This window comes from Micromonospora sp. NPDC000442 (genome assembly GCF_042898635.1).
GTDB lineage: Bacteria > Actinomycetota > Actinomycetes > Mycobacteriales > Micromonosporaceae > Micromonospora.
In genome coordinates this window covers 156807-178976 of sequence record NZ_JBIAYZ010000009.1, presented here as the reverse complement: position 1 = coordinate 178976, position 22170 = coordinate 156807, and the positions used below count along the sequence as shown (strand labels likewise).

The 22170-nt window shown below is 72.4% G+C and carries 23 protein-coding genes, 1 pseudogene and 1 riboswitch; of the genes and pseudogenes, 13 read left to right on the top strand and 11 right to left on the bottom strand.

Features of this window, described 5'->3' with window-relative positions; genetic code table 11:
- The first annotated feature begins 86 nt into the window (after positions 1-86).
- Positions 87-1658, top strand: a complete 1572-nt coding sequence (locus ACFY2A_RS16965) for a hypothetical protein (RefSeq protein WP_387172553.1) — start codon at positions 87-89, stop codon at positions 1656-1658.
- An 85-nt stretch (positions 1659-1743) separates the two neighbouring features.
- On the opposite strand, the gene ACFY2A_RS16960 is transcribed toward ACFY2A_RS16965, so the two are convergent.
- The 7 genes and pseudogenes from ACFY2A_RS16960 to ACFY2A_RS16930 form a co-directional block, all read right to left on the bottom strand.
- A complete protein-coding gene (locus ACFY2A_RS16960) occupies positions 1744-1950 on the bottom strand; it encodes a hypothetical protein (RefSeq protein WP_204006432.1) in 207 nt (68 codons plus the stop codon).
- Positions 1951-2036: 86 nt separating this feature from the next.
- Positions 2037-2675: a low temperature requirement protein A gene (locus ACFY2A_RS16955; protein WP_387172551.1), complete on the bottom strand. Its 639-nt coding sequence runs from the start codon at positions 2673-2675 to the stop codon at positions 2037-2039.
- Between the two features lie 47 nt (positions 2676-2722).
- Positions 2723-2842: pseudogene (locus ACFY2A_RS16950) on the bottom strand (hypothetical protein); the annotation flags it as partial.
- 208 nt (positions 2843-3050) lie between these two features.
- Entirely contained in the window at positions 3051-3752 is a 702-nt protein-coding gene (locus ACFY2A_RS16945; RefSeq protein ID WP_387172548.1) for a helix-hairpin-helix domain-containing protein, read from the bottom strand.
- Positions 3753-3975: 223 nt separating this feature from the next.
- Positions 3976-5325, bottom strand: coding sequence for an NAD(P)/FAD-dependent oxidoreductase (locus ACFY2A_RS16940; protein ID WP_363919793.1), 1350 nt, complete (start codon positions 5323-5325; stop codon positions 3976-3978).
- A 13-nt stretch (positions 5326-5338) separates the two neighbouring features.
- Positions 5339-5686: a TcmI family type II polyketide cyclase gene (locus tag ACFY2A_RS16935; RefSeq protein WP_155220223.1), complete on the bottom strand. Its 348-nt coding sequence runs from the start codon at positions 5684-5686 to the stop codon at positions 5339-5341.
- Positions 5687-5778: 92 nt separating this feature from the next.
- Entirely contained in the window at positions 5779-6627 is an 849-nt protein-coding gene (locus ACFY2A_RS16930) for a BTAD domain-containing putative transcriptional regulator (RefSeq protein WP_387172545.1), read from the bottom strand.
- Between the two features lie 397 nt (positions 6628-7024).
- Here ACFY2A_RS16930 and ACFY2A_RS16925 point away from each other — a divergent pair, with 397 nt between their 5' ends.
- Genes ACFY2A_RS16925 through ACFY2A_RS16885 form a run of 9 tightly spaced genes read left to right on the top strand, consistent with a single transcriptional unit; the run spans position 7025 to position 15248 of the window.
- Positions 7025-7351, top strand: coding sequence for a TcmI family type II polyketide cyclase (locus ACFY2A_RS16925; protein WP_387172543.1), 327 nt, complete (start codon positions 7025-7027; stop codon positions 7349-7351).
- Positions 7348-9042, top strand: a complete 1695-nt coding sequence (locus ACFY2A_RS16920; RefSeq protein ID WP_387172541.1) for an acetyl-CoA carboxylase carboxyltransferase subunit alpha — start codon at positions 7348-7350, stop codon at positions 9040-9042. The genes ACFY2A_RS16925 and ACFY2A_RS16920 overlap by 4 nt, the downstream gene beginning before the upstream one ends.
- The gene (accB, locus tag ACFY2A_RS16915) at positions 9039-9740 is read left to right on the top strand and encodes an acetyl-CoA carboxylase biotin carboxyl carrier protein (protein ID WP_387172539.1); all 702 of its coding nucleotides are present in this window, start codon (positions 9039-9041) and stop codon (positions 9738-9740) included. Before ACFY2A_RS16920 ends, accB begins: the two co-directional genes overlap by 4 nt.
- 13 nt (positions 9741-9753) lie before the next feature.
- Complete coding sequence (locus ACFY2A_RS16910) at positions 9754-11133, top strand: acetyl/propionyl/methylcrotonyl-CoA carboxylase subunit alpha (RefSeq protein WP_387172537.1); 1380 nt, start codon at positions 9754-9756, stop codon at positions 11131-11133.
- The gene (locus tag ACFY2A_RS16905; RefSeq protein ID WP_387172535.1) at positions 11130-11921 is read left to right on the top strand and encodes an SRPBCC family protein; all 792 of its coding nucleotides are present in this window, start codon (positions 11130-11132) and stop codon (positions 11919-11921) included. The genes ACFY2A_RS16910 and ACFY2A_RS16905 overlap by 4 nt, the downstream gene beginning before the upstream one ends.
- On the top strand, positions 11914-12312 hold the full coding sequence (locus ACFY2A_RS16900; RefSeq protein WP_164450155.1) for a cupin domain-containing protein: 399 nt from the start codon (positions 11914-11916) through the stop codon (positions 12310-12312). The genes ACFY2A_RS16905 and ACFY2A_RS16900 overlap by 8 nt, the downstream gene beginning before the upstream one ends.
- Positions 12309-13583: a beta-ketoacyl-[acyl-carrier-protein] synthase family protein gene (locus ACFY2A_RS16895; RefSeq protein WP_387172532.1), complete on the top strand. Its 1275-nt coding sequence runs from the start codon at positions 12309-12311 to the stop codon at positions 13581-13583. Before ACFY2A_RS16900 ends, ACFY2A_RS16895 begins: the two co-directional genes overlap by 4 nt.
- Positions 13584-13620: 37 nt before the next feature.
- Positions 13621-14868: a beta-ketoacyl synthase N-terminal-like domain-containing protein gene (locus ACFY2A_RS16890; RefSeq protein ID WP_387172529.1), complete on the top strand. Its 1248-nt coding sequence runs from the start codon at positions 13621-13623 to the stop codon at positions 14866-14868.
- A complete protein-coding gene (locus ACFY2A_RS16885; protein ID WP_387172527.1) occupies positions 14868-15248 on the top strand; it encodes an antibiotic biosynthesis monooxygenase family protein in 381 nt (126 codons plus the stop codon). Before ACFY2A_RS16890 ends, ACFY2A_RS16885 begins: the two co-directional genes overlap by 1 nt.
- 380 nt (positions 15249-15628) lie before the next feature.
- Here ACFY2A_RS16885 and ACFY2A_RS16880 read toward each other — a convergent pair whose 3' ends face one another.
- Complete coding sequence (locus ACFY2A_RS16880; protein ID WP_387172525.1) at positions 15629-16558, bottom strand: sialidase family protein; 930 nt, start codon at positions 16556-16558, stop codon at positions 15629-15631.
- Positions 16559-16684: 126 nt separating this feature from the next.
- The gene (locus tag ACFY2A_RS16875; protein WP_387172523.1) at positions 16685-17305 is read right to left on the bottom strand and encodes a CGNR zinc finger domain-containing protein; all 621 of its coding nucleotides are present in this window, start codon (positions 17303-17305) and stop codon (positions 16685-16687) included.
- Between the two features lie 87 nt (positions 17306-17392).
- Here ACFY2A_RS16875 and ACFY2A_RS16870 point away from each other — a divergent pair, with 87 nt between their 5' ends.
- Positions 17393-18619, top strand: a complete 1227-nt coding sequence (locus ACFY2A_RS16870; protein ID WP_387172521.1) for an MFS transporter — start codon at positions 17393-17395, stop codon at positions 18617-18619.
- Here ACFY2A_RS16870 and ACFY2A_RS16865 read toward each other — a convergent pair.
- Positions 18513-18923 carry an MmcQ/YjbR family DNA-binding protein gene (locus tag ACFY2A_RS16865; RefSeq protein ID WP_363919765.1) on the bottom strand — a complete coding sequence of 137 codons (411 nt, stop codon included), beginning with the start codon at positions 18921-18923 and terminating at the stop codon, positions 18513-18515. The genes ACFY2A_RS16870 and ACFY2A_RS16865 overlap by 107 nt on opposite strands.
- Before the next feature lie 136 nt (positions 18924-19059).
- Between ACFY2A_RS16865 and ACFY2A_RS16860 the strand changes: the two genes are divergently transcribed.
- Both ACFY2A_RS16860 and ACFY2A_RS16855 read left to right on the top strand, forming a co-directional pair.
- Positions 19060-20157, top strand: coding sequence for an alpha-hydroxy acid oxidase (locus tag ACFY2A_RS16860; RefSeq protein ID WP_387172518.1), 1098 nt, complete (start codon positions 19060-19062; stop codon positions 20155-20157).
- Positions 20158-20241: 84 nt separating this feature from the next.
- Positions 20242-20502: a hypothetical protein gene (locus tag ACFY2A_RS16855; RefSeq protein ID WP_091088513.1), complete on the top strand. Its 261-nt coding sequence runs from the start codon at positions 20242-20244 to the stop codon at positions 20500-20502.
- Positions 20503-20611: 109 nt separating this feature from the next.
- Here the strand turns inward: ACFY2A_RS16855 and ACFY2A_RS16850 are convergent, their stop codons facing one another.
- Positions 20612-22048 carry a glycine hydroxymethyltransferase gene (locus ACFY2A_RS16850; RefSeq protein ID WP_363919761.1) on the bottom strand — a complete coding sequence of 479 codons (1437 nt, stop codon included), beginning with the start codon at positions 22046-22048 and terminating at the stop codon, positions 20612-20614.
- Positions 22049-22066: 18 nt separating this feature from the next.
- A riboswitch (ZMP/ZTP riboswitch) is annotated at positions 22067-22157 on the bottom strand.
- Between the last annotated feature and the right edge of the window lie 13 nt (positions 22158-22170).

The window sequence follows — 22170 nt, the reverse complement described above, 5'->3', positions numbered from 1 at the left end:
CCTCTGGTGGGCTGAGGCGATGTCAGCCACCCCGCGCCCGATTCGGTGCGGCCGTGTTTCCGCATGCACGAGAGGCAGGAGCGCTGATGTCCACGTACCAAGGGAGCCGTGGGTCCACCCGACCCGGTCGGCGGTCCCGGTGGTTGCTGGCCGGTGGCCTGGTGGCGGGCAGCCTGGTGGCCGGGGCGGCGGGCCTGACCGCCGTCACCGCCTCGGCCGCCGACCGTGACCCGGCGGCACCGAACCCGGGCCGGCCCGCCGCGATGTTTCAGGATGACGTACCCGGAGTCGACGAGACACCGCCACGCCGGGGGCCGGACCGGCAACGGCCGGAGTGGCGGCACGACTCCGGCGCTACCCCGGACGGCCCGGGGAGGGCGACCGGCGGGTCGACCGGTCACCACGGGCGCGCGCCCGACGGCAAGGTGGTGCCGGTGCCCTGCGACTCCGCCCGGCTCATCGCGGCGCTGGTGCGGGCGAACGCCGAGGGCGGTGCCACGCTGCGACTGGCGGAGAAGTGCACCTACACGTTGACCCACGCGTTCCAGCAGCCCGACGAGTACGACGGCGGCATCCGTGACGCGCGGGAGGCCGCCGATGCGGCCGAGAACCCCGGCGACGCCGAGGCGCCACCGCGCAACCCGGCCGACGACAAGGCCGGCCTGCCGGTGATCTACCACGGGATCACCATCGAAGGTTCCGGCGCGACCATCGCCCGGGGGGTCAACACCCCTGACTTCCGCTTCTTCACCGTCCGCGACGGCGGCGAACTGACCCTCCGGGACGTGACCCTGCGCAACGGCCGTTCGGCGGCGGAAGGCGGCAGCATCCACATCGTGCACGGTGCCACGGCGGTCGTCGAAGGGGTCACCGTCGTCGGCAGCACCTCGCTGTCGGCGGAGGGCGGCGGTGGTGCCATCTTCAACGACGGCAACCTGCTCATCCGTGACAGCAAGCTGATCGGCAACCGGGCCGCCGGCACCCAGGGCAAGGGCGGGGGCCTGCTCAACGGTGGTGTCATGACCATGCACGGCACCGAGTTCCGGCACAACAGCGCGGTCAGCTACGGCGGTGGCCTGGCCAACTTCCGGGCCGCGGGTGACGTCTACTCCTCCACCTTCGTGCAGAACAACGCCGGACAGGGCGGTGGTCTGGCCAGCTTCTCCGCCCGTACCAAGGTCTTCGACACGCTGGTGGCGCAGAACAGCGCCGAGACCGGCGGCGGCCTGGCCAACTCCGACGCGGTGCTGGTGCTGCGGCAGCTGACGGTCCGGGACAACGTCGCCACCGTTTCCGGTGGCGGCATCTCCACCTTCCAGGGCCTGCTGCCGGTGGACGACAGCGTGGTCAGCGGGAACACGACGCGCGGCAACGGCGGCGGCATCCACGCCGAGAAGTCGAACCTGCTCGTGCGGGGCAGCGACGTCAAGGGCAACACCGCGGTCGGCAAGCGGTCGCAGGGGGCGGGCCTGTTCGTGACGGCGGGCTCGACCTCGCTCTACCGCAGCCGCGTGATCGGCAACCAGTCCACCGTCAAGGCCGGCGGGATCCAGGCAGAGCGGGCCCAGGTCAAGATCGATGACGACAGCGTCGTCATCGAGAACAATCCGACCAACTGTGCGGGAAGCAAGGTGCCGGTGGCGCACTGCTTCCGCTGAGCGCCGACCTTCGGCAGCCGCAACCCGCGGACGAACAAGGCCCGTGCCGGAAGCCGGCACGGGCCTTGTTCGTGCGTCACCGGGCTCACTGAGAGGGCTGGGGCAGGTCGCAGTCGACCTTCGGGTTGGCGCCGACGTAGTTCAGCGGCCCGGCGGCGATGGTCACCAGGATCGTGCCGACCTCGGCGCAGTTGGCTTCCTCGTCGCTGTAGTAGCCGCGCTGGCCGGCGGCGATGGCGCCGATGACGAGCCAGATCACCACGAGGACTCCGAATATCGACGTGCCACGCATGGCTTCCTCCACGGATTCGGGGGTGGGTTGCAAGGTGTGGGCCTTGTACCCAGACGAGCCGAGCGGCTAACGGAGGCCGGCGTGACCTACGGCGGCGTGGGCGCCTCGGGCGGACGGCTGCGGCTGTGGCGGAGGTCGGCCAGCGCCACCCCGGTGAGCACCAGCATGGCGGCGAGTGACGCGGTCAGCGGGGGCAGGAACAGCACCGCCGGTGCCACGGTCACCAGGGCCAGCACGCCGCCCGGCCGCGACGGCGAGATCCGGTTGAACACCTCGCGCTCGAAGAAGGCACGGCCGGTCAGGAACAGGGCCGGACCGCCCAGGATGACCGCCGCCCAGGCGGGCGGGGTACGCGCGGGCAGGGCGTGCAGCACCAGTTCGAAGCCGGCCGCCGTGGTGACCACCCCGGCGACCATCACCAGATGGCTGTACGGCGCGGTCCTGACGAACCGGTTGGGAACCTTCAGGGCGATGGTGTAGAACTGCTGGTACCGCTCGGCGAGGTGCTCGGCGGTCACCCGCAGTTGGGCCGCGGGCACGGTGCCGATCCCGGGCACCGGATAGGCCAGCCGCAGCCCGAGATAGTCGATGCCGAGGGCGAGCAGCCACAGCGCCATCCGGGCGTCCTCGGAGACGAACGCGCCGAGGATCCACGGCACCGCCGAAAGGGCGAACCAACAGAAGACCCGCGCTGCCCGTCGCTGGATCCTCGGGTCGCCGCGCACGGTCGGTACCAGGTGATCTCGTGGGCCAGGTCGCGCGAGATGAGCGCCAACGCGACGACGTAGACCAGATCGAAGAACAGCTCCAGGAGGGTGACCCGGCGGGGCGTGGCCGGGCCGCGGGTGGGGGGCCGCCGTGGGTGTCCGGGCTCTTCCTGGACGAACGGCACGGACGACTCCCGGCAGCCGGCGACACTTCGACGGGCCGGCCTCTCCACGATGGGAGGCAGTGCGATGGCCGCGCAGCCGGCGTACCGACCGTAACCACGCCCCGGCCCGATCGTGACCTGACCGGGGTCGGTCACCGAAATGGCGTACGCCGGAGCCGCCGGTTGCGGGGCCCGCGAGGGCGTTCCGCGACCGGCGGCCCCGGGGCTGTCAGGACGCGCTGTCGGCCTGGGCGGCCAGCACCTTCGCCTGCTGAGGCCAGGTGGCCAGGCTGGCGGTGGCGCGCAGCCCGGCACTCTTGACGGTCTCCCGCAGCGCGGCCTCGTCCAGTTCGGCCAGCTGCCGGTAGGTCCGGATGCCCGCGCCGTGCAGCGCCGCCGCCATCTTCGGCCCGACCCCCTGGATGCGCCGGAAGTCGTCGGCCGGGGCAGCGACCGGCTCGGCTGCGGCGACCGGCTCCGTGGTGAGCGGGTCGGTTGCCGCGACCGGCTCGGTCGCCACCGGGTCGGCTGCGGTGGGTACCGCCGAGGGCTCGGCGGCGGCCGTCGGCCGGACCGGCGGAGTGGCAACCGTCGGTCGCGGTTCCGCGGTCGCGTCCGCCGTCGATCCCTCTTGGACGGAGGTCGGGTCGGCGTCGCTCGCGAGCGGTTCGCTGGCCCGCGTCGCCTCGGCGGATTCACCGGCCACCGGCTCCTCGGCGGGCTCACCGGCCACCGGCTCCTCGGTGGTGCTGGCGGTCGCCTCGGCGGCGGCCGGGGCCGGTTCGGCCTCGGCCGGTGCCGGAGCGGTGGCTTCACTGCCCGTCGGCGCGGGCGGTTCCGCCCGCCGACCGCGCAGCAGCACCCAGCCCACCGCCAGCCCTGCCAGCAGCGCCACGAGCAGTATCAACCAGCTCCCGAAGGACTCGCCCACGGTAACCCTCCCTGAGGTTCACGTCCGGATCGTCGCGAGAAAAACTCGCCGCAGCTTCGCACACGCGCGGCCGGGACGACAGGCAGGCCAGGTAACAGTCCGTACCGGACGGGCGGAGGCTACGGCAGGTGTCCGGTACGGGACGGACGGTGTGGTGGTCGCCGTGCGGGTGTTGACAGGCCGCGACCCCGGCACCAGGTCGGTGCCGAGGTCACGATGAGGATCAGTCCTGCTCACCTCGGTAGGTGTAGAAGTCGTCGACGAACTTGCGCCGCAACCGGGGAACCCGGCTGGTGACCCGGAAGTATCCCCGGGCGCCGAGCAACGCGAGCCGTCCGAACACCGGCTGGTACATGCGATCGTCACCGTTGGTGCCGCTACGCCCCAGCGAGTCGGCGACCCGGGCGAAGCCGTACGGCACCATCGCCGCCTCGTAGTCGGCCACCGCCTGCACCAGGTTCTTCTCGCCGGCGGCGGCGAGGATCAACTGCCGCCGCAGCAGATTCGCGTCGCGCAGTGCGGTGTTGGCTCCCACGCCGCGCCCCGGCGTCATGGTGTGGATCGCGTCGCCGAGGAGGGTGACGGTGCTGCTCTTCCAAGGTGGCACCGGCTCCGAGGTGGACACCCGGATCGGCAAGGCGCTGTCCGGGTCCGCCAGGCTGAGCAGTTCACGCAGGTGGGGGTGCCAGTTCGCGGTAAGCTCCCGGGCCACTTCGATCAACTCCGTGCCCCGACGCCGCATCACGTCCGACGGGAACCGGCGGGCCGTACTCCACACCACCAGGTTGATGTTGTCGCGGGTCGGGTCGTGCCGCAGTCCCGGCCAGTCGGTGAGCAGTTTCGCGTCCGCCGAGCTGGTTTCCGGTTTGAGGCGGCCGTCGCGGTCCCACTTGAACTCCATCACATGCAGTACGCCCATCACCCCGCCGGTGCCGAAGATCAGCGAGATGCCCCGCTGCACGCTCTCCGGCAGCAGGGACCGGGTGTGCGCGGTGAGTGGTACCCGGGTGGCGATGTTGACCGTGCCGGCGTCCCGGATGACGGCGTGCGGCAGGTACTGGCGACGGACCGCCGAGTGCGTACCGTCCGCCGCCACGAGCAGGTCACCGGTGGCGGTGCCGCCGTCGGCGAAGTGGGCGGTGACCGTGCCGTCGTCGTGCTGTTCGTACCGGGTGAAGGTCCGGTCGAAGTGCACCACGTCCTCCAGCCCGGTCAGCAGCACCTGGCGCAGCGTCATCCGGGCCACGGACCGTTCCGTGTCGACCGGGTGGGTGTCCGGTCGCAGCGCGAAGGACGCGGTGTGGCGCATCTTCTCGCTGAGCACGTTGAAATAGCGGGGCGAGCGGGCGCAGGTGGCCAGGTAGATCTCGAACAGCTCGGGCGGTAGGCAGTCACGCAGGGCCCGACTGCCGGTGGGACCGATGCCCACCCGGTAGCCGAGCAGTCCCTCGCCCCTGGCCCGGTGTCGTTCGTAGACCTCGACGCCGATTCCGGCCCGGCGCAGCCCGTGGGCCAGGCAGAGGCCGCCGGTGCCGGCACCGATGACCAGGACGTGCGGTGCTCGGGTCGTCATGTTTCCCGCCCGGTCAGCCGGCCACACGCGGCGCCGGAACGTCCGCGCCGTCCCAGCGGTAGAAGCAGTTGGCGATCGCGTCGCGCGGCGAGCGCCAGGTGGGCAGATACGGCGAGGTGTGCGCGGACAGCCGTTCGTTGACCTGCTGGAACAACGGATGGTTGCGGGCCGCCGCGAGGGCGTCGGCGCCGACGTCGTCGGTCTCCATGAGGTGTACGCACAAATCGTGCAGGCAGTACAGGGACCGGTGGCGGACCCCGGTCAGGCTGGGCAGTTCGGTCTCGTCGGACTCGGCGAAGATCTGCGCCACGCGACCCTCCGCGCCCGGGATGATTCTGCTGACGATCACTAGACGGCTCATCGGATCCCTCTCACCGGTGGTTCGGCCCGGACGGACACCGGGTGCCGGGCCGCTGTGGCCCCCACCCTGTCGTCCGCGTAGTCACCTGCCCGTCAACGTCCGGGATCGGTGCGGTGACGCATCGTCATCGGGCCGGAGGAGGCGGCGCGGGTGACCATGTGCCGGCGGGGTTCGCTTGTCGGACGGCTGGCTCGTCGGATGGGATCGAGGGTTTCCGCGAGCAGCGCGCTCATCGCCGGCGACGGCTCCAGTCGCAGTTCCCGCAGCAGCAGATCCCGGTAGACGTAATAGGCGTGCACCGCCTCGAAGGCGTTTCCCTCGGCGAGGTGGATGCGCACGACCAGCCGGTGCGGTGTCTCGCGCAGCGGTTCGGCGGCCATCGCCTCCAGCGCCGCCTCCAACGCCTCGCCGTGCCGCCCGGCGGCCAGATGCTGGCCGGCGACCTGTTCGAGCATGTGCAGTCGGAGCTGGCGCAGCCGCTCGCGGTCGGCCAGCACCCAGTCGTCGTACCAGCCGGGCAGCAGGTCGTGCCGGCCGGCGGCGAGGGCCTCCGGGGCGTCGCCCGGGGCGTGGCCGTCGCGAACCCGGCCGGCCGTATCGACGAGCAGGTCGACATCGACCCGGACCAGCGGGTCGAGGCGGACGGTGTCGGCGGCGGTGGTCAGCGGGCAGTAGGGATCCTGACGCAGTCGCCACAATGCGGTCCGCAGTGACGACAGCGCCCGTTCCTCGGTGGCCTCCGGCCAGAGCAGGCCGGCGAGGTGGGTGCGGGTGGCGCCGGGTCGCAGCCCGATCAGCGCGATGATCCGTTGCAGGCCGCGGGGCACCGCCACCGGGGTGTCGCCGTGGGTCAGGCGGAAGCCGCCGAGCAGATGCAGCCGGATGTCGACGTCGTGGGGCTGGCCGGTGGTGGGTGTGGGCGTGGGCGGAACGGCGGCCACGGCGGCACCCCCTGCGGAACGCGTCGGTTGCGGGTCTCGGCCGGGTCCCGGCGTGGCCGCCGTGACGCCACTGTCGACTCGCTGGGCCGTCGCACGCGGGGTGCGCTGCCGGGTCTGACCGCCGTGAAGATTATCAATAGCAGTTACTCTGAGTCAACGATGTTGTCGGCAATGTAACGCTTCTGGTTCTGTGAGACCGCCTCTGAACTGGTCAATCTCGCCGATCATGGTCTCCGTGGCCGCTCAGCTGAACCACAGCTTCCGTCAACTCAGCGTCACCGACCCTCGTTCTTTCCGGGCGTGTCGGTGACGCCCGGGTGACGCGGTGCTCCGCATCGTGGCGGCAGCCGTCCGGGCACCTCCGGTGGCGTCCACCGGCCCATGGGGGAGGACCAGCATGGACCGAACGCTGATCGTCGCGAAGGTGGTACCGACCGCCGAGTCGGCGGTCGCCGAGATCTTCGCCGAGTCCGACACGACCGAACTGCCCCGCCTGGTGGGGGTCCGGCATCGCTCGCTGTACCGACTGAATGACCTGTACGTGCATCTCATCGAGACCGAGTCGGCCGGTGACGGTGCCGTGGAGGCGGTTCGGGAGCACCCGGAGTTCGTCCGGGTAAGCAGCCGGCTGAGTTCGTACATCTCGCCGTACCTGCCGGACTGGCGTTCGCCCCGGGACGCCATGGCGCGCTGCTTCTACAGTTTCGACGGGCACCGGCCGTGACCGCCACCGCGCCCTCGGGCGAGACCCTGTGGTCCCGGTGCGGGGGCTGCGCCGCCCTGCTCTACCGCAAGCGGCTGCGCCGCAACCTCGACGTCTGCCCGGAGTGCGGCCTGCACACCCGACTCGCCGCACCCGAGCGGGTCAGCCAACTGGTCGACCCCGGGTCGTTCCGGCCGCTGCTGGACCGCGCGGTCGAGGTGGACCCGATCGGTTTCGTCGACGCCCTGCCGTACCTGCACCGGCTCGCCGCCGCCCGCGCCGACACCGGCCTGCCGGAGGCGGTGCTCTGCGGCACCGCCGCAATCGGCGGGTCGCGTTGTGCGCTCGCGGTGATGGACTTCCGGTTTCTCGGCGGCAGTCTGGGCTGCGCCGTCGGCGAGCTGATCACCTGTGCCGCCGAGCAGGCGCTGGAGGCTGGTGTCCCGCTGGTTCTGGTCACCGCCTCCGGCGGAGCCCGGATGCAGGAGGGCGCGCTGTCGTTGATGCAGATGGCCACGGTCAGCCAGGCGATGGCCGGGCTGCGCGAGGCCGGGCTGCTCACCGTCAGCGTGCTTACCGATCCGACCTACGGCGGGGTGGCGGCCTCCTTCGCCACCAGCGCCGACCTGGTACTCGCCGAGAGCGGCGCCCGGATGGGCTTCGCCGGCCCCCGGGTGATCCGCCAGGTCACCGGACGCCACCTCCCGGAGGGATTCCAGACCGCCGAGTTCCTGCTGCGGCACGGCCAGGTCGACATGGTGGTGCCCCGGCACGCGCTGCGCGCCCGACTGGCGGCCCTGCTCGCCGCCACCGGCCGCCGGGCCCCGAAGCGGCTCGGCGTAACCGCTCCACCACCCGAGGCGACCCGCCCGGTCCACCCGTCCCGGGCATCGGACCGCGACGCCTGGGAGACGGTACGCCTGGCCCGGCACCCCGGCCGTCCCACCACCCTGGACTACCTGGAGACCACCTTCGACGGCTTCACGGAGCTGCACGGCGACCGGCTGGGCGGCGACTGTCCGGCGGTTGTCGGTGGGTTGGCGCGGCTCGACGGCCGGCACCTGATGGTGATCGGCCACCAGAAGGGACACACCACCGCCGAGCTGGCCGCCCGCAACTTCGGCATGGCCACCCCGGCGGGCCATCGCAAGGCGTTGCGGCTGATGCGACTGGCGGCCCGACTCGGGCTGCCCGTGGTGACCCTGGTCGACACCCCGGGAGCCGATCCGGGCATCGAGGCGGAGGAGCACGGCCAGGCGGCGGCCATCGCGGAGAACATCCTGACCCTCAGCGTGCTGCCCACACCTGTGGTGACCGTGGTGACCGGGGAGGGTGGCAGCGGCGGTGCCCTCGCCCTGGCGGTGGCCGACCGGGTGCTGATGCTCCAGCACGCGGTCTACTCGGTGATCAGTCCGGAGGGCTGCGCCGCGATCCTCTGGCCCGGTCGCACCGCCGCGCCGCAGGCGGCTCGGGCCCTGCGGTTGACCGCGCCGGACCTGTGCCGGCTCGGGGTCGTCGACGAGGTCGTTCCCGAACCGGACGGCTCCGCCGCCGACGACCCCGAGGCGACGGCACGAGCCGTCCGCCGGGCGCTGCTGGCGAACCTGCTGCCGCTTCTGGAGGTCCCGGCGGTGACCCTCGTCCAACGACGGCGACGGCGCTTCCGCCGCTTCGGCGCCGCGCGTGCCGGTGCCCGAGCGGAGGCCCGATGAGCGCCGTGCCCACGGTCGCCGGTGCCCCGGCGGTCGACGTGGCGGTCTCCCCGCCGTCGTCCGCCGCGCCCTCGCCCGGAGCGGACGAGGCGACGGCCGGGCGGGCCGGCGCCGACGGCACACCCCTCGCCCGCACCGCACCGACGACCCGGGCCGACGACGAGACCGGGCACCGGACCGACGGCGTCGCCGGTCCGGAACTCGGCCGGCACCCGACGGCCGACGCCGCCCTGGCCGAACTGCGCCGACACGCCCAGCAGTTCATCGCCGAACTGACCGACCCGGTGCGCCGGTTGCGGCTGCGCCTCGGCGACGCCGAGCTGGAGGTGGAGTGGGATCGGTCGGTCGGCCCGGACCCGGTCGTACCCTCAGGCACCACGGGTTCCGGCGTCGCCGCCCCCGCCCCCCGCCCTCCGGTCGGACCGGCCGCGGCCCCGCCGCCGGCGACCCCCGCGACCCGCACCAGCGTCCGCTCGCCGATGGTCGGCACCTTCTACCGGTCGCCGCAGCCGGGCGCCGCGCCCTTCGTGGCCGTCGGCGACCTGGTCCGACCCGGGCAGGTCGTCGGCATCGTCGAGGCGATGAAGCTGATGAACGAGATCGTCGCGGACCAGCCCGGCCGGGTTCTCGAGGTCCTGGTCCCCGACGGACAGCCGGTGGAGTACGACCAGCCACTTGTCGCCCTGGATCCGGCATGAGGGTGGTGCGCTGATGTTCTCCAAGGTGCTGATCGCCAACCGGGGCGAGATCGCGCTGCGCATCCTGCGCGCGTGCCGGGAACTGGGCATCCGTACCGCCGTGGTCTACTCCACCGCGGACGCCGACTCGATGGCCGTGCGGCTGGCCGACGAGGCCGTCCGGATCGGCCCCTCCGCCAGCCGGCGCAGCTACCTCAACGCCGCGGCGGTGGTGGAGGCCGCCCGTAAGGTCGGCGCCCAGGCGGTGCATCCGGGCTACGGATTCCTCTCCGAGGACGCCGATTTCGCGGAGATCTGCGCGGACAACGGGCTGACCTTCGTTGGCCCGCCTCCGCACGTGATGTCGGTGCTGGCCGACAAGTCCTCCGCCCGGGCGTTGATGAGCCGGTCCGGGCTGCCGCTGGCGCCGGGTGCCGTGCAGCCGGTACCGACGGCCGCCGAGGCCGCGGCCGTCGCCGCCGAGGTGGGCTATCCGGTCATCATCAAGGCCGCGGCCGGGGGAGGGGGCCGCGGGATGGCCGTGGTCCGCGCCCCGGCGGACCTGCCCCGGGCGTACGCGCGCACCCGGGCCGCCGCCCAGGCCGCCTTCGGCGACGACCGGGTGTACGTCGAGCGCTACCTGACCGACGCCCGGCATGTCGAGGTCCAGCTGCTCTGCGACTCGCACGGCAACGGCGTGCACCTGGGTACCCGGGACTGCTCGGTGCAGCGTCGGCATCAGAAGCTGGTCGAGGAGGCGCCCGCGCCGGCGCTGTCCCCGGCGACGCTGGACGCCATCGCCAGCATCGCCCTGCGCGGCGCGCTCGACGTCGGGTTCACCGGTGCCGGGACGGTGGAGTTCCTGGTGGACGCCGAGGAGCGGTTCCACTTCCTGGAAATCAACTGTCGCATCCAGGTGGAACATCCGGTGACCGAGATGATCACTGGAATCGACCTGGTGCACGAGCAGTTCCATGTCGCGGCCGGCACCCCGCTGCGCTGGCGTCAGGAGGACGTCCGGTTCACCGGGGTGGGCATCGAGTGCCGGGTCAACGTGGAGGATCCGGATCGGGATTTCGCGCCCACGCCCGGCCGGCTGGACCGGTTCGTGCCACCCGGCGGCCCGTTCACCCGGGTCGACACCCACGGCCACGCCGGTTACCTGGTGGGTCCGCACTACGACTCGCTGCTGGCGAAGGTCGCGGTCTGGGCCCCGGACCGCGACCTGGCGTTGAGCCGGCTGGACCGGGCGCTCGGCGAGTTCGAGGTCTCCGGGCCGGGAATGCGGACCACCATCCCGTTCGTCCGGCGGGTGCTCGACGACGCCGAGTTCCGCAAGGGGCGTCACTCCACCGGGCTGGTGGACCGCCTGATCGCCGCACCGAAACCCGCACACCCGAGGAGGAAACGATGACCGTCACCGACGGCGGTTCGCTAACCGCGGAGATAACCGACATCCTGGTCACCAACTGCGGACTCGACCCGGATGCCGCCGCCCACGCGCCGGCCGCCTCGCTGGAGGAACTGGGCATGGACTCGCTCGCCCTGCTCGAACTCTCGGCCGTGGTCGCCGACCGGTGGCAGGTGAGCATCCCGGAGCAGGCCGCGCAGTTGAGCATCCCGGCCGTGGCTGACCTGGTCGCCCGGCGGACCGATCCGCCCGGGCACACCGAGAACAGCATCGTCATCGCCGCGCCGATGGAGCTGGTCTGGTCGGTGACCAACGACGTGGCGAGCTGGCCGGACCTGTTCACCGAGTACGCGCGGGCCGAGATCCTCGACCGCGACGCAGACACGGTCCGGTTCCGGCTCACCATGCATCCCGACGAGAACGGTGTCTCCTGGAGTTGGGTGAGCGAACGGACCGCGGACCCGGTCACCCGTCAGGTGCAGGCCCGCCGGGTGGAGACCGGACCGTTCGAGTACATGCGGATCCGCTGGACCTACACCGAGGAACCCGACGGTGTCCGGATGACCTGGGTGCAGGACTTCGCCATGAAGCCGACCGCGCCGGTGGACAACGCCGGGATGACCGAACGGATCAACACCAACAGCGCGGTGCAGTTGGCCGTGATCAAGGAACACGTCGAGCGGCTCGCCCTCGAACTGACGACCACGCCGCCGACGAGGGTCACCCCGACGGGTACGGCGTCGGCGGTCTTGTCGACCGGTACCGGCGCGACAGGAGCAGACGATGAGTGACCTCGCCCTGGTGGCCGCCCGGGACGTGCCCGCCGACCGCCGTCGCGGTGGCGAACTGCGCGTCCTGCTCGGTCCGCGTACCGTCGGCAGCACCTCGGGTTTCATGGGCGTGGCCACGATGGCGCCGGGGGAGCGGATCGCCGAGCACTACCACCCGTACAGCGAGGAGTTCCTCTACGTCGCCCGGGGCGCCATCACCGTCGACCTGGACGACGAGCCGGTGCCGCTGGCGGCCGGTGAAGCGCTGTTCGTGGCCCGCAACGTCCGGCACCGGCTGCGCAACACCGGTCACGTACCCGCCGAGGTGGTCTTCCATCTCGGGCCGTTGGCCCCGCGCCCGGAACTCGGCCACGTCGACACCGAGCTGGTCGAACAGCGGGACCGGTCGTGACCAGCCGGCGCACCGTGGTCACCGGCGTCGGGGTGGTGGCCCCCGGTGGGGTGACCCGGGACCGGTTCTGGAAGGGCATCACCGAGGGCCGTACGGCGACCCGGCGGATCAGCTTCTTCGACCCGTCGCCGTTCCGGTCGCAGATCGCCGCCGAGTGCGACTTCGACCCGGACGCCGCCGGACTGACCCCCGCCCAGCGGCAGCGCGCCGACCGGTACGTGCAGTTCGCGCTGGCCTGTGCCGCCGAGGCGGTCGCCGACAGCGGACTGGAACTCACCGACGCCGAACGGGACCGGGCCGGTGTGGTGCTCGGCACCGCCGTCGGCGGCACCATGGCGTTGGAGCAGGAGTACGTGACGGTAAGCGACAGCGGCCGGCGCTGGTTGGTCGACGCGGCACTCGGCGGCCCGTACCTCTACCCGGCGCTGATGCCCAGTAGCCTGGCCGCCGACGTGGCCTGCCGACACGGCCTGCACGGTCCGGCCCAGGTGGTCTCCACCGGCTGCACCTCCGGCATCGACGCCATCGGGTACGCCCACCAGCTCGTCGTCGACGGCGAGGCCGACATCGTGCTCGCCGGTGCCGCCGACTCACCCATCTCGCCGGTCACCGTGGCCTCGTTCGACGCCATCAAGGCCACCAGCCCGGACAACGACGACCCGGCGCACGCCTCCCGCCCCTTCGACGCCGACCGGCACGGTTTCGTGCTGGCCGAGGGGGCGGCGGTGCTGGTGCTGGAGGAGGCCGGGCACGCCGCGCGGCGCGGCGCGCACGTCTACTGCGAGGTGGCCGGCTACGCCAGTCGCAGCAACGGCTACCACATGACCGGGCTGCGACCCGACGGCCTGGAGATGGGGCTGGCCATCACCGACGCACTGCGGCAGGCCCGACTGGCGCCCGAGGACGTCTCCTACATCAGCGCCCACGGCTCCGGTACCCGGCAGAACGACCGGCACGAGACGGCCGCGTTCAAACGGTCGCTCGGCGCGGCGGCCTACCGGGTGCCGATCAGCTCGATCAAGTCGATGGTCGGGCACTCACTGGGTGCCATCGGCGCCATCGAGATGGCCGCGTGCGCGTTGGCCATCGAGTTCGGGGTGGTGCCGCCGACGGCCAACTGGGCCACCCGGGATCCGGAATGCGACCTGGACTACGTGCCCAACGAGGCCCGGGAGGTGCCGGTGGACGTGGCGCTCTCAGTGGGCAGCGGCTTCGGCGGCTTCCAGTCGGCCATGCTGTTCCGCCGGTTGGCCCGGGACGTGACACCGTGAGCACGCGTCGGGTCCGGACGGCCCTCGAGGTGACGGCATGACCGGCGGGCGGGCCGTGGTCACCGGCGTCGGGGTGGTGGCACCCAGCGGCGTCGGCGCGGACGCGCACTGGCGTACGGTCCTGTCCGGCCGCCGCCGTACCGGGCCGATCACCCTGTTCGACGCCGCCGGGTACCCGAGCCGGCTCGGCGGTGAGGTGGCGGACTTCGACCCGTCCCGGTACGCCGACAACCGCGCTCTGGTGCAGACCGACCGGTGGACGCACCTCGGGTTCGCCGCCACCGCGCTGGCGCTGGCCGACGCCGGCCTGCCGGAGCGGGCCACCGACCCGTACGGCTGGGCGGTGACCCTGGCCAGCGCCTCCGGCGGCAACCTGTTCGGCCAGCGGGAGCTGCAACGCCTCTGGTCGTCGCCGTCGCGCACGGTCGGCGCGTACCAGTCGATCGCCTGGTTCTACGCGGCCAGCGTCGGACAGCTCTCCATCCGCCATCAGGCGAAGGGGCCATGCGGGGTGCTGGTGGCGGAGTCGGCCGGCGGCCTGGACAGTCTGGCGCACGCGGTACGGACCGTGCGGCGCGGCGCCTCGGTGGTGCTCGCCGGGGCCACCGAGTGCCCGTTGAGCCCGTATGCGCTGGCCTGTCAGCTGCGTTCCGGCCTGCTCAGCGAGGTGTCCGATCCGGAACATGCCTACCGGCCGTTCGACGCCACCGCCAGCGGCTACCTGCCCGCCGAGGGCGGCGCGGTGTTCGTGGTGGAGGAACTGGACCACGCCCGTGCCCGGGGGGCACGCGTCTACGGCGAGGTGACCGGTTGGGGGGCCACCCACGACGCGGCGCACACCACGCCGGACAGCGCCGGTGACCCGCACCAGTACGCCCGCGCGATGCGGCTGGCCCTGGGCCGGGCCGGCGTCGAGCCGGACGAGGTGGACGTGGTGGTTCCCGACGCTCTCGGGGTGCCCCGCTACGACCGGGCCGAGGCGAGCGCCCTGCGTGCCGTCTTCGGCGCCCGCATGCCGCCGGTCAGTACCCATAAGGAGTTGACCGGGCGGGCGCATCAGGGTGGGTCGGCACTTGACGTGGCTACCGCCCTGCTCGCCTTCGCGCACGACACCCTGCCCGCCTCGGCCGGCCCGGAGGTGGTCGCCGAGGGCTGCGAGCTGGATTTTCTGCGGGCCGCCCGCCGCCCGCGTACCCGGTTGGCGCTGATCTGTGCCCGGGGTTTCGACGGATTCAACAGTGCGCTGGTGCTGCGCGGTGCGCCGCCGGCCGGAGAGGAACCGTGATGAATGAATGGGAGCGCGAGGAGCGAGCTGGCGGGCACCGCGGTCCCGACGGGTCGGGGCACCGCGCCCGGGTGGTCTTCCTGGTCCGGGTGCCCGACGAGCGGACCGAGGACTTCCTGCGGGCCTACGAGGCGGTCCGGCACCTGGTCGCCGACGGTGTGCCGGGCCACCTGGTCGACCAGGTGTGCCGTTCGTCGACCGACCCGGAGCAGTGGCTCATCACCAGCGAGTGGGCCAGCCTGGCCGACTTCGAGGCGTGGGAGCGCAGCCCGGAGCATCGCGAACTGGTCCGGCCGATGCGGGATTGCTTCACCGACGCCCGGTCCCTGCGGTTCCACATCCACGCGCAGACCCCGGTGCCGGCTGGAACACCCCGGTGAGAGGATGAACGCTCGGTGTTGATTCCATCACCGATGGCTGACACACGGAATCGATCATCCTCGCCGGGTGACCCGGCGACAATCCGGCCAGTCGCCCTTCTCGGGCGTCCATTTGCATGAAGCAATGTCCATCGTGCCTGCCGTAGGGTTCCGGCAGTGCTCCGAGCAGGGCGACCTGCGGCCGGTTCGCGCCGTAGCGACGTCGATGGTGGAGGTGGGGATGTCATGACCGGACCGCTGTTCTCGCCCAGCGAGGCCGATCGGCCACCCCTCGCCGACCTGCCGATCCCCGCCGATCTGTCGTCCGGCGCCGACCAGCAGTCCTCCGCCGACCTGCCGAGCCGGGCTGCGTCCCGGCTACGGACGTGGCCGGCGGGCCCTCAGCGCGACCCGAGGTCGACCTCGGCCAGGTAGACGCAGCTGCGCCCCTCGTGGGAGGAGTAGTAGCTGACGTACAGCCGCTCGTCGTGCCAGGCCAGGCCGGGATAGCTGGAGTCGCCGCCGGAGGGCAGCGTGACCAGCTCCCGCAGCCGGCCCCGGGCCACGTCGACGGCGCAGATGGCGGTCCGCACCGCGCCGTCGTGCAGGCGTACGCCGGCCACGAGGGTGCCGTCGGGCAGCCGGCACAGCGCCGGCCCTCCCACGCGTACCCCGAGGTCCGTCCAGGTCCACTCCCGATACGGCGGGCGGGCACGGCCGAGCTGGGCGGTGGCCGTGCCGCCGTCGCGCCGCAGCAGGCAGGTGGCGGTGCCGTCGGGGTCGAAGACCAGCCCGGACTCGTTCGGATAGCCGCCGGAGAACAGCGTCCGTACCACCGGTCGCAGGTCGAAGCCGTCCTCGCTGCGGTAGAGCCGGACGGACCGTGGCTCCCGGGTGGCGTAGCCGATGCCGTACATCGTGTCGCCGCGCCAGGCGGCCTGCCAGACCCAGATGTCCGGTTCGCCGATCGGCCGTGGTTCGTCCCACCGGTGACCGTCGTCGCTGACCGCGGCGACGGTCCGGAACCGCTTCGGCGTGCCGGTCGCGGCGGCGGCGAGCAGCTGCAACCGTCCGTCGGGGCGCAGGACGAAACGCGGGTCGCGCAGGTCGACACCGGCCTGTGCGAGGACGGCCGCGGTCTGCCAGGACCGACCGTCCGAGGAGGTCAACACCCGCAGGACGCCGTCGTCGGACAGGTGCGACCGGCCCTGGCGGAACGCGCAGAACCAGGTTCCCGCGTACCGGACCAGGTCGGTGAAGGCGCTGTGCGGGGCGGTGTCACCGATACGGCGTAACGCGCGCACCTCGGTGGTCGCCGAACGGATGATCACGTGCGTCGACGGTACGCGGAGCGGGCGACACCGGTGTGGCGGTGGGACGAACAGCGGACGAACGCGACGCCCCGGCGGTGGTCTGCCGGTGGCGACGCGGCCGGTGGCGCTGCCTGGCGCCGGTGCTCACCGGGCCGCCCGGGTGCGGCGCGCGGCGACGTAGCGTCGGGCCTTCTCGGCGGTCCCGCAGTCGTCCATGCTGCACCAGCGTCGACTTCGGTTCTTGCTCTCGTCGGTGAAGACGAAGCGGCAGCCGCCGCATCCCTTGATCCGGTCCAGCGGGCCGGTGGTGAGCAACTGGATCGCCGCGTGCACCACGGGCCGTAGTGGTCGGACGGCGGTGTGGTCGTCCCGCCAGCTCCAGACGAAGCTGCCGGCCCGGTCGAGCTGCGCGTGACCGAGCGCGTCAGCTTCGTCGTCGCGCAGCTGGGCCAGGGTGGACCTGCTCGGGTTCCGGCCGTTCGCCAGGGCCCGGAACACCTCGTCGAGCCGGTCGCGGGTACGCAGTGACCGTTCGAAGGCGGCCTGCGCAGCGTCCGGGTCGTCGTGGCGGAGACGGTGCGACCTGGTCGCCTCCGCGTCGGTGAGGACGCCTGCGTAGCCGGCCCAGGCGACCAGCGCGGGATAGCCGGTGAGCACGTCGTCGTCGGGCGGCCCCACGGGTGGACCGGTACGGGTGTTGACGAAGTCCAGCGCGAGGTTGCCGCCCACCAGGCGCAGCCTCCGGACACCCTCGAATGTTTCCATCAAAATCGACTTTACCAGTTGACCCAGGGTTGGGCGCTCCCTAATGTTACCGCCATAAGCGATATAGGCGGTAACACTGGAGGGTGCATGGAACGCGGGCGGGCAACAGTGGTCCTGATCGGACTGTCGGGCGGCACCTTCCTCTACACCACCGCGGAGGCGCTGCCCATCGGGCTGCTGCTGCCGATGGCGCTGGACCTGGCCGTGTCACCCGCGGACGTGGGCATGCTCGTCACCGCGTACGGCGCGGTGGTGATGGTCGCCTCGGTGCCGTTGACCGCGCTGGTCCGTCGCGTGCCTCGCCGGCGACTACTGTCGGCGTTGCTGGCCGGCTTCGTCGTCAGCAACGCGGTGACGGTGCTCGCGAGCAGCTTCGCGGTGCTGATGGCAGCTCGGATGGCGACCGCGGCGACCCACGCGTTGTTCTGGGCCGTGGTGGTGCCGGCCGCCGCGGAACTGTTCCGGCCGGGGCTCCGTGGCCGGGTGGTCGCGATCGTGTTCGCCGGTGGCAACGTCGCCCTGGCCCTCGGCGTCCCGGCGGGCATCTGGCTGGGCGAGCGGGCCGGCTGGCGGGCCTCGTTCCTGGCGGTGGCCGGGCTCGGTGCGGTGGTGTTCGCGGTGGTCGCCTCGCTGCTGCCCTCGACCCGGCCCGACCAGGGACACGCCACCCGGGGCGCGACCCCGGACGTACGTCGCTTCTGGCTGCTGGTCACCGTGGCCGTTCTGGCCACCGCCGGCGCGATCGCCGCCTACACCTACGTCGCCCTGTTCGTCACCGAGCACAGCGCGATGGCCGCCACCTCGGTCGGTGCCGTCCTGCTCGTCCGCGGCATCGCCAGTGTGCTCGGCATCCTCGCCATCGGCGTACTGGTGGATCGCAGCCCCTGGCTCGCCCTGGTCGCGACGGTCGCACTACAGTCGCTGGCCCTGGGCGGGCTGTACACACTGGGTCATCGGCCCGCTGCGGCCGTCGGCCTGATCGCCCTGGCCGGGTTGGCGTTCGCCGCGTTCACCGCGACCCTCGGCGGCCTCGTCCTGCAGGTGGCGCCGGGGCGATCGGATATCGCCGCCGCCACCGTGTCCGCCGCCGTCAACGTCGGCATCACCGGTGGCGCCTTCATCGGCGGGCTCACGCTGCCGAGCCACGGCGTGCACCGCACGGCGCTGATCGGTGCCCTGCTCAGCGCCGTGGCCCTGGTGCTGGCGCTTACCGTTCCGCTTCGGGTGGTGCCGTCTCCGCCTGGTGCAACGCGGCCAACCGTTTCGGGGCGCGGGCGTACCAGGCTTCGACGATCAGCTCGGTCAGTTCGGTGACGTCGATCCGGTCCAGCCGGACCAGGACCGACGGGTAGCCGTCGAAGTGCGGTGTGGTGAAGAAGAGGTCCGGGTCGTCGGCGAGCAACGCCTCCTTGACGCCCAGGTCCGCCACTCGCACCCCGAGGATGGGACCGTCCGGCGCGGCCGAACCGAGATCCTGGAGTTCCTTGCCGCGTAGCGGGCGTTCCCAGACGAACGGCTTGTCCTTCACCCGCCAGGCGGCCACCCCGTCGTAGGAGGGCCGCTCGCTGGTCTCCGGCAGGCCCAGCGCGATCCGGCGTACGTCGTCCCAACTGGCCACCTCCCGACGGTACGCCAGGTGGCGCGCCCGGTGGGTCCCGGGACGCCCGACTCCGCCCGGCCACCTCGCCGCGACACCGCCGCTCCTCCGGCACCGCGCTGGCGTGGCGGGAGCCGGGTCGGCGATGGTGGACCGCATGGAGATCACGCCCGGCCCGGCCCCGGTCTGCCTGGCCGACTTTGCCGCCCTGGCCCGGACGGTGCTGCCGCCGCACGTCTGGGACTACCTGGACGGCGGCAGTGGTGCCGAGGTGACCCTCGGTGCGAACCGCAGCGCGCTGGACCGGGTCGGCGTGTTGCCGAGGGTGTTGACCGGGGTGACCACCCCGAGACTGCGGACCCGGTTGCTCGGCCGGGAGTACGCGATGCCGGTGGGGGTGGCGCCGATGGCGTACCAGCGGCTGGTGCATCCCGACGGCGAACCGGCACTGGCCGCCGCGGCCCGTGCCGCCGACGTGCCGTACCTGGCCAGCATTCTCGGCAGCACCCCGATCGAGCAGGTCACCGCCACCGGCGCCGAGGTCTGGTTCCAGCTGTACTGGCTGCGTGACCGGTCGCTGGTGGCTGACCTGCTGGCCCGGGTCCGCGCCGCCGGCTGCCGGGCGTTGGTGGTCACGGTGGACGTGCCGGTGCTCGGTCGACGTCTCCGGGATCTGCGCAACACCTTCCGGCTCCCGCCGGAGCTGGTCCCGGCGAATCTGCCCGGTGGTCGCGACGATCTGGCCCACGGCGGTACGCCGGGCGTCACCCCGATGTCCGCCCAGCACGACGCGGCGTTCGCTCCGGCACTGAGCTGGGCGGACCTGCGGTGGCTGGGGGAGAGGTGCGACCTGCCGCTGGTTGTCAAGGGCATCCTCGATCCAGCCGACGCCGTGCGGGCCGTCGAGGTGGGGGCGCAGGCGGTGGTCGTGTCCAACCACGGCGGCCGGCAGCTCGATGGGGTCCCGGCCAGCGCCACCATGCTGCCCGAGGTGGTGGCGGCGGTCGGTGACCGGTGCGAGGTGCTGCTGGACAGCGGGATCCGGGGCGGCGTCGACGTGCTGCGCGCGTTGGCGATGGGTGCCGACGGTGTCCTGGTCGGTCGGCCGATGCTCTGGGCTCTGGCGGTCGGTGGGCAACCGGCGGCCAGCACCGCACTGGCCCTGCTCGCCGACGAGTTGCGGGACGCGCTGGCCCTGGCCGGTTGCGCGGATCCGGCGACCGCCCGCGGGCTGCGCACCGTGCCGGTGAGCTGACCGGTAGGGTGCGGCGACTCATCGCGTTCACCGGTTCGCAACCTGTGACCGCTGTCCTGCCGTCGTCCTCCGTGGACGGTCATAATGGGCGACATGGTTGCCTGGGAGTACGCCCTGCTGGTCCGCCGTTACCAGGGACAGGGCCGCAATTTTCATGTCTCGTTCGTCTGGTACGGCCCCGACGGGTCCCGCAAGGACATCACGGCGTACGGCGACACCGCCATCGCGCATCTGAACCGCGCCGGGCGGGACGGTTGGGAACTCGTCTCCGCCGCCGAGGACGTGAACAACGTGCAGGGCAGCACCGAGGTCCACCGCTACCACCTCAAGCGTCCGCTCGCCTGAGGCGGTTCCACCCCCGCCGCGCCAACAAGGGCTCCGCCGGACGTTCGACCACTCCGGAGCGGGCCGGGATCGCGCCGGGCCGCTACGTCCCGGCCCGGCGCGACCATCGTCAGCCCAGCTCGACGTCCGGGTAGAGCGGGAAACCGGCGAGCAGCTCGCTGGCCTGGCGGCCGACCTTGTCCGCGAGGGCCGGGTCCAGGACGTACTTCGCCTTGGAGGCCGTGCCGTCCGGGCCCACCCCGGCGCTGGTCTGGCTGAGCACGGTGTGGATCAGCTCGGCGGTGGTGTCCATCTCCGCCGTGCCGAGCCCGCGGGTGGTCAGCGCCGGCGTACCCACCCGGATGCCCGAGGTGTACCAGGCGCCGTTGGGGTCCTGCGGCACCGCGTTGCGGTTGGTGACGATGCCCGAGTCCAGCAGCGCCTGCTCGGCCTGCCGGCCGGTCAGCCCGTAGCCGGTCACGTCGATCAGCACCAGGTGGTTGTCGGTACCGCCGGTGACCAGCTTGGCCCCCCGGCGCAGCAGGCCCTCGGCCAGTGCCTGCGCGTTGTCGACGATCTGGCGGGCGTAGCCGGCGAAGTCGGGCCGGCGGGCCTCGGCCAGGGCCACCGCCTTGGCGGCCATCACGTGCGGCAGTGGGCCGCCGAGCACCATCGGGCAGCCCCGGTCGACCTGGTCGGCCAGCTCCGGGCCGCACAGCACCAGGCCGCCGCGCGGACCACGCAGCGACTTGTGCGTGGTGCTGGTGACGATGTGCGCGTGCGGCACCGGGTCGAAGTCGCCGGTGAAGACCCTGCCGGCGACCAGGCCCGCGAAATGCGCCATGTCCACCATGAAGGTGGCGCCGACCGAGTCGGCGATCTCCCGCATGATCCGGAAATTGATCTTCCGCGGGTACGCCGAGTAGCCGGCGACAAGCACCAGCGGGCGGAACTCGCGAGCCGCCTCGGCGACCCTGTCGTAGTCGACCAGGCCGGTGGCCGGGTCGGTGCCGTAGCTGCGCTGGTCGAACATCTTGCCGGAGATGTTCGGCCGGAAACCGTGGGTGAGGTGCCCGCCGGCATCGAGCGACATGCCGAGCATCCGCTGGTCGCCCAGCTCGCGCCGCAGCGCGAACCAGTCCGCCTCGGTGAGGTCGTTGACGTGGCGGGCCTGCGCCTTCCTCAGCGCGGGGGACTCGACGCGGTCGGCCAGGATCGCCCAGAACGCCACCAGGTTGGCGTCGATGCCCGAGTGTGGCTGCACGTACGCGTGCGACGCGCCGAACAACTCCCGGGCGTGCTCGGCGGCGAGCGCCTCGACGGTGTCCACGTTCTGGCAGCCGGCGTAGAACCGGCGCCCGATGGTGCCCTCGGCGTACTTGTCGCTGAACCAGTTGCCCATGGCCAGCAACGTCGCCGGGGAGGCGTAGTTCTCGCTGGCGATCAGCTTGAGCGATTCGCGCTGGTCGGCCAGTTCCGCCCCGATCGCGTCGGCGACCCGCGGCTCGACACCACGGATCACCTCAAGAGCGCTGCGGAAGGCGGTGGATTCGGCGTTGCGCGACATGCGACCTCCAGGTGACGTACGGAAGGCCCAGGCGCTCGGCATGCGTCCTCGTGACGGGGCCGCTCCCCGATGGTTCTCCATCTCCAATGCGCCAGTCACGGCCCGAGGGGATCCTACCGGGT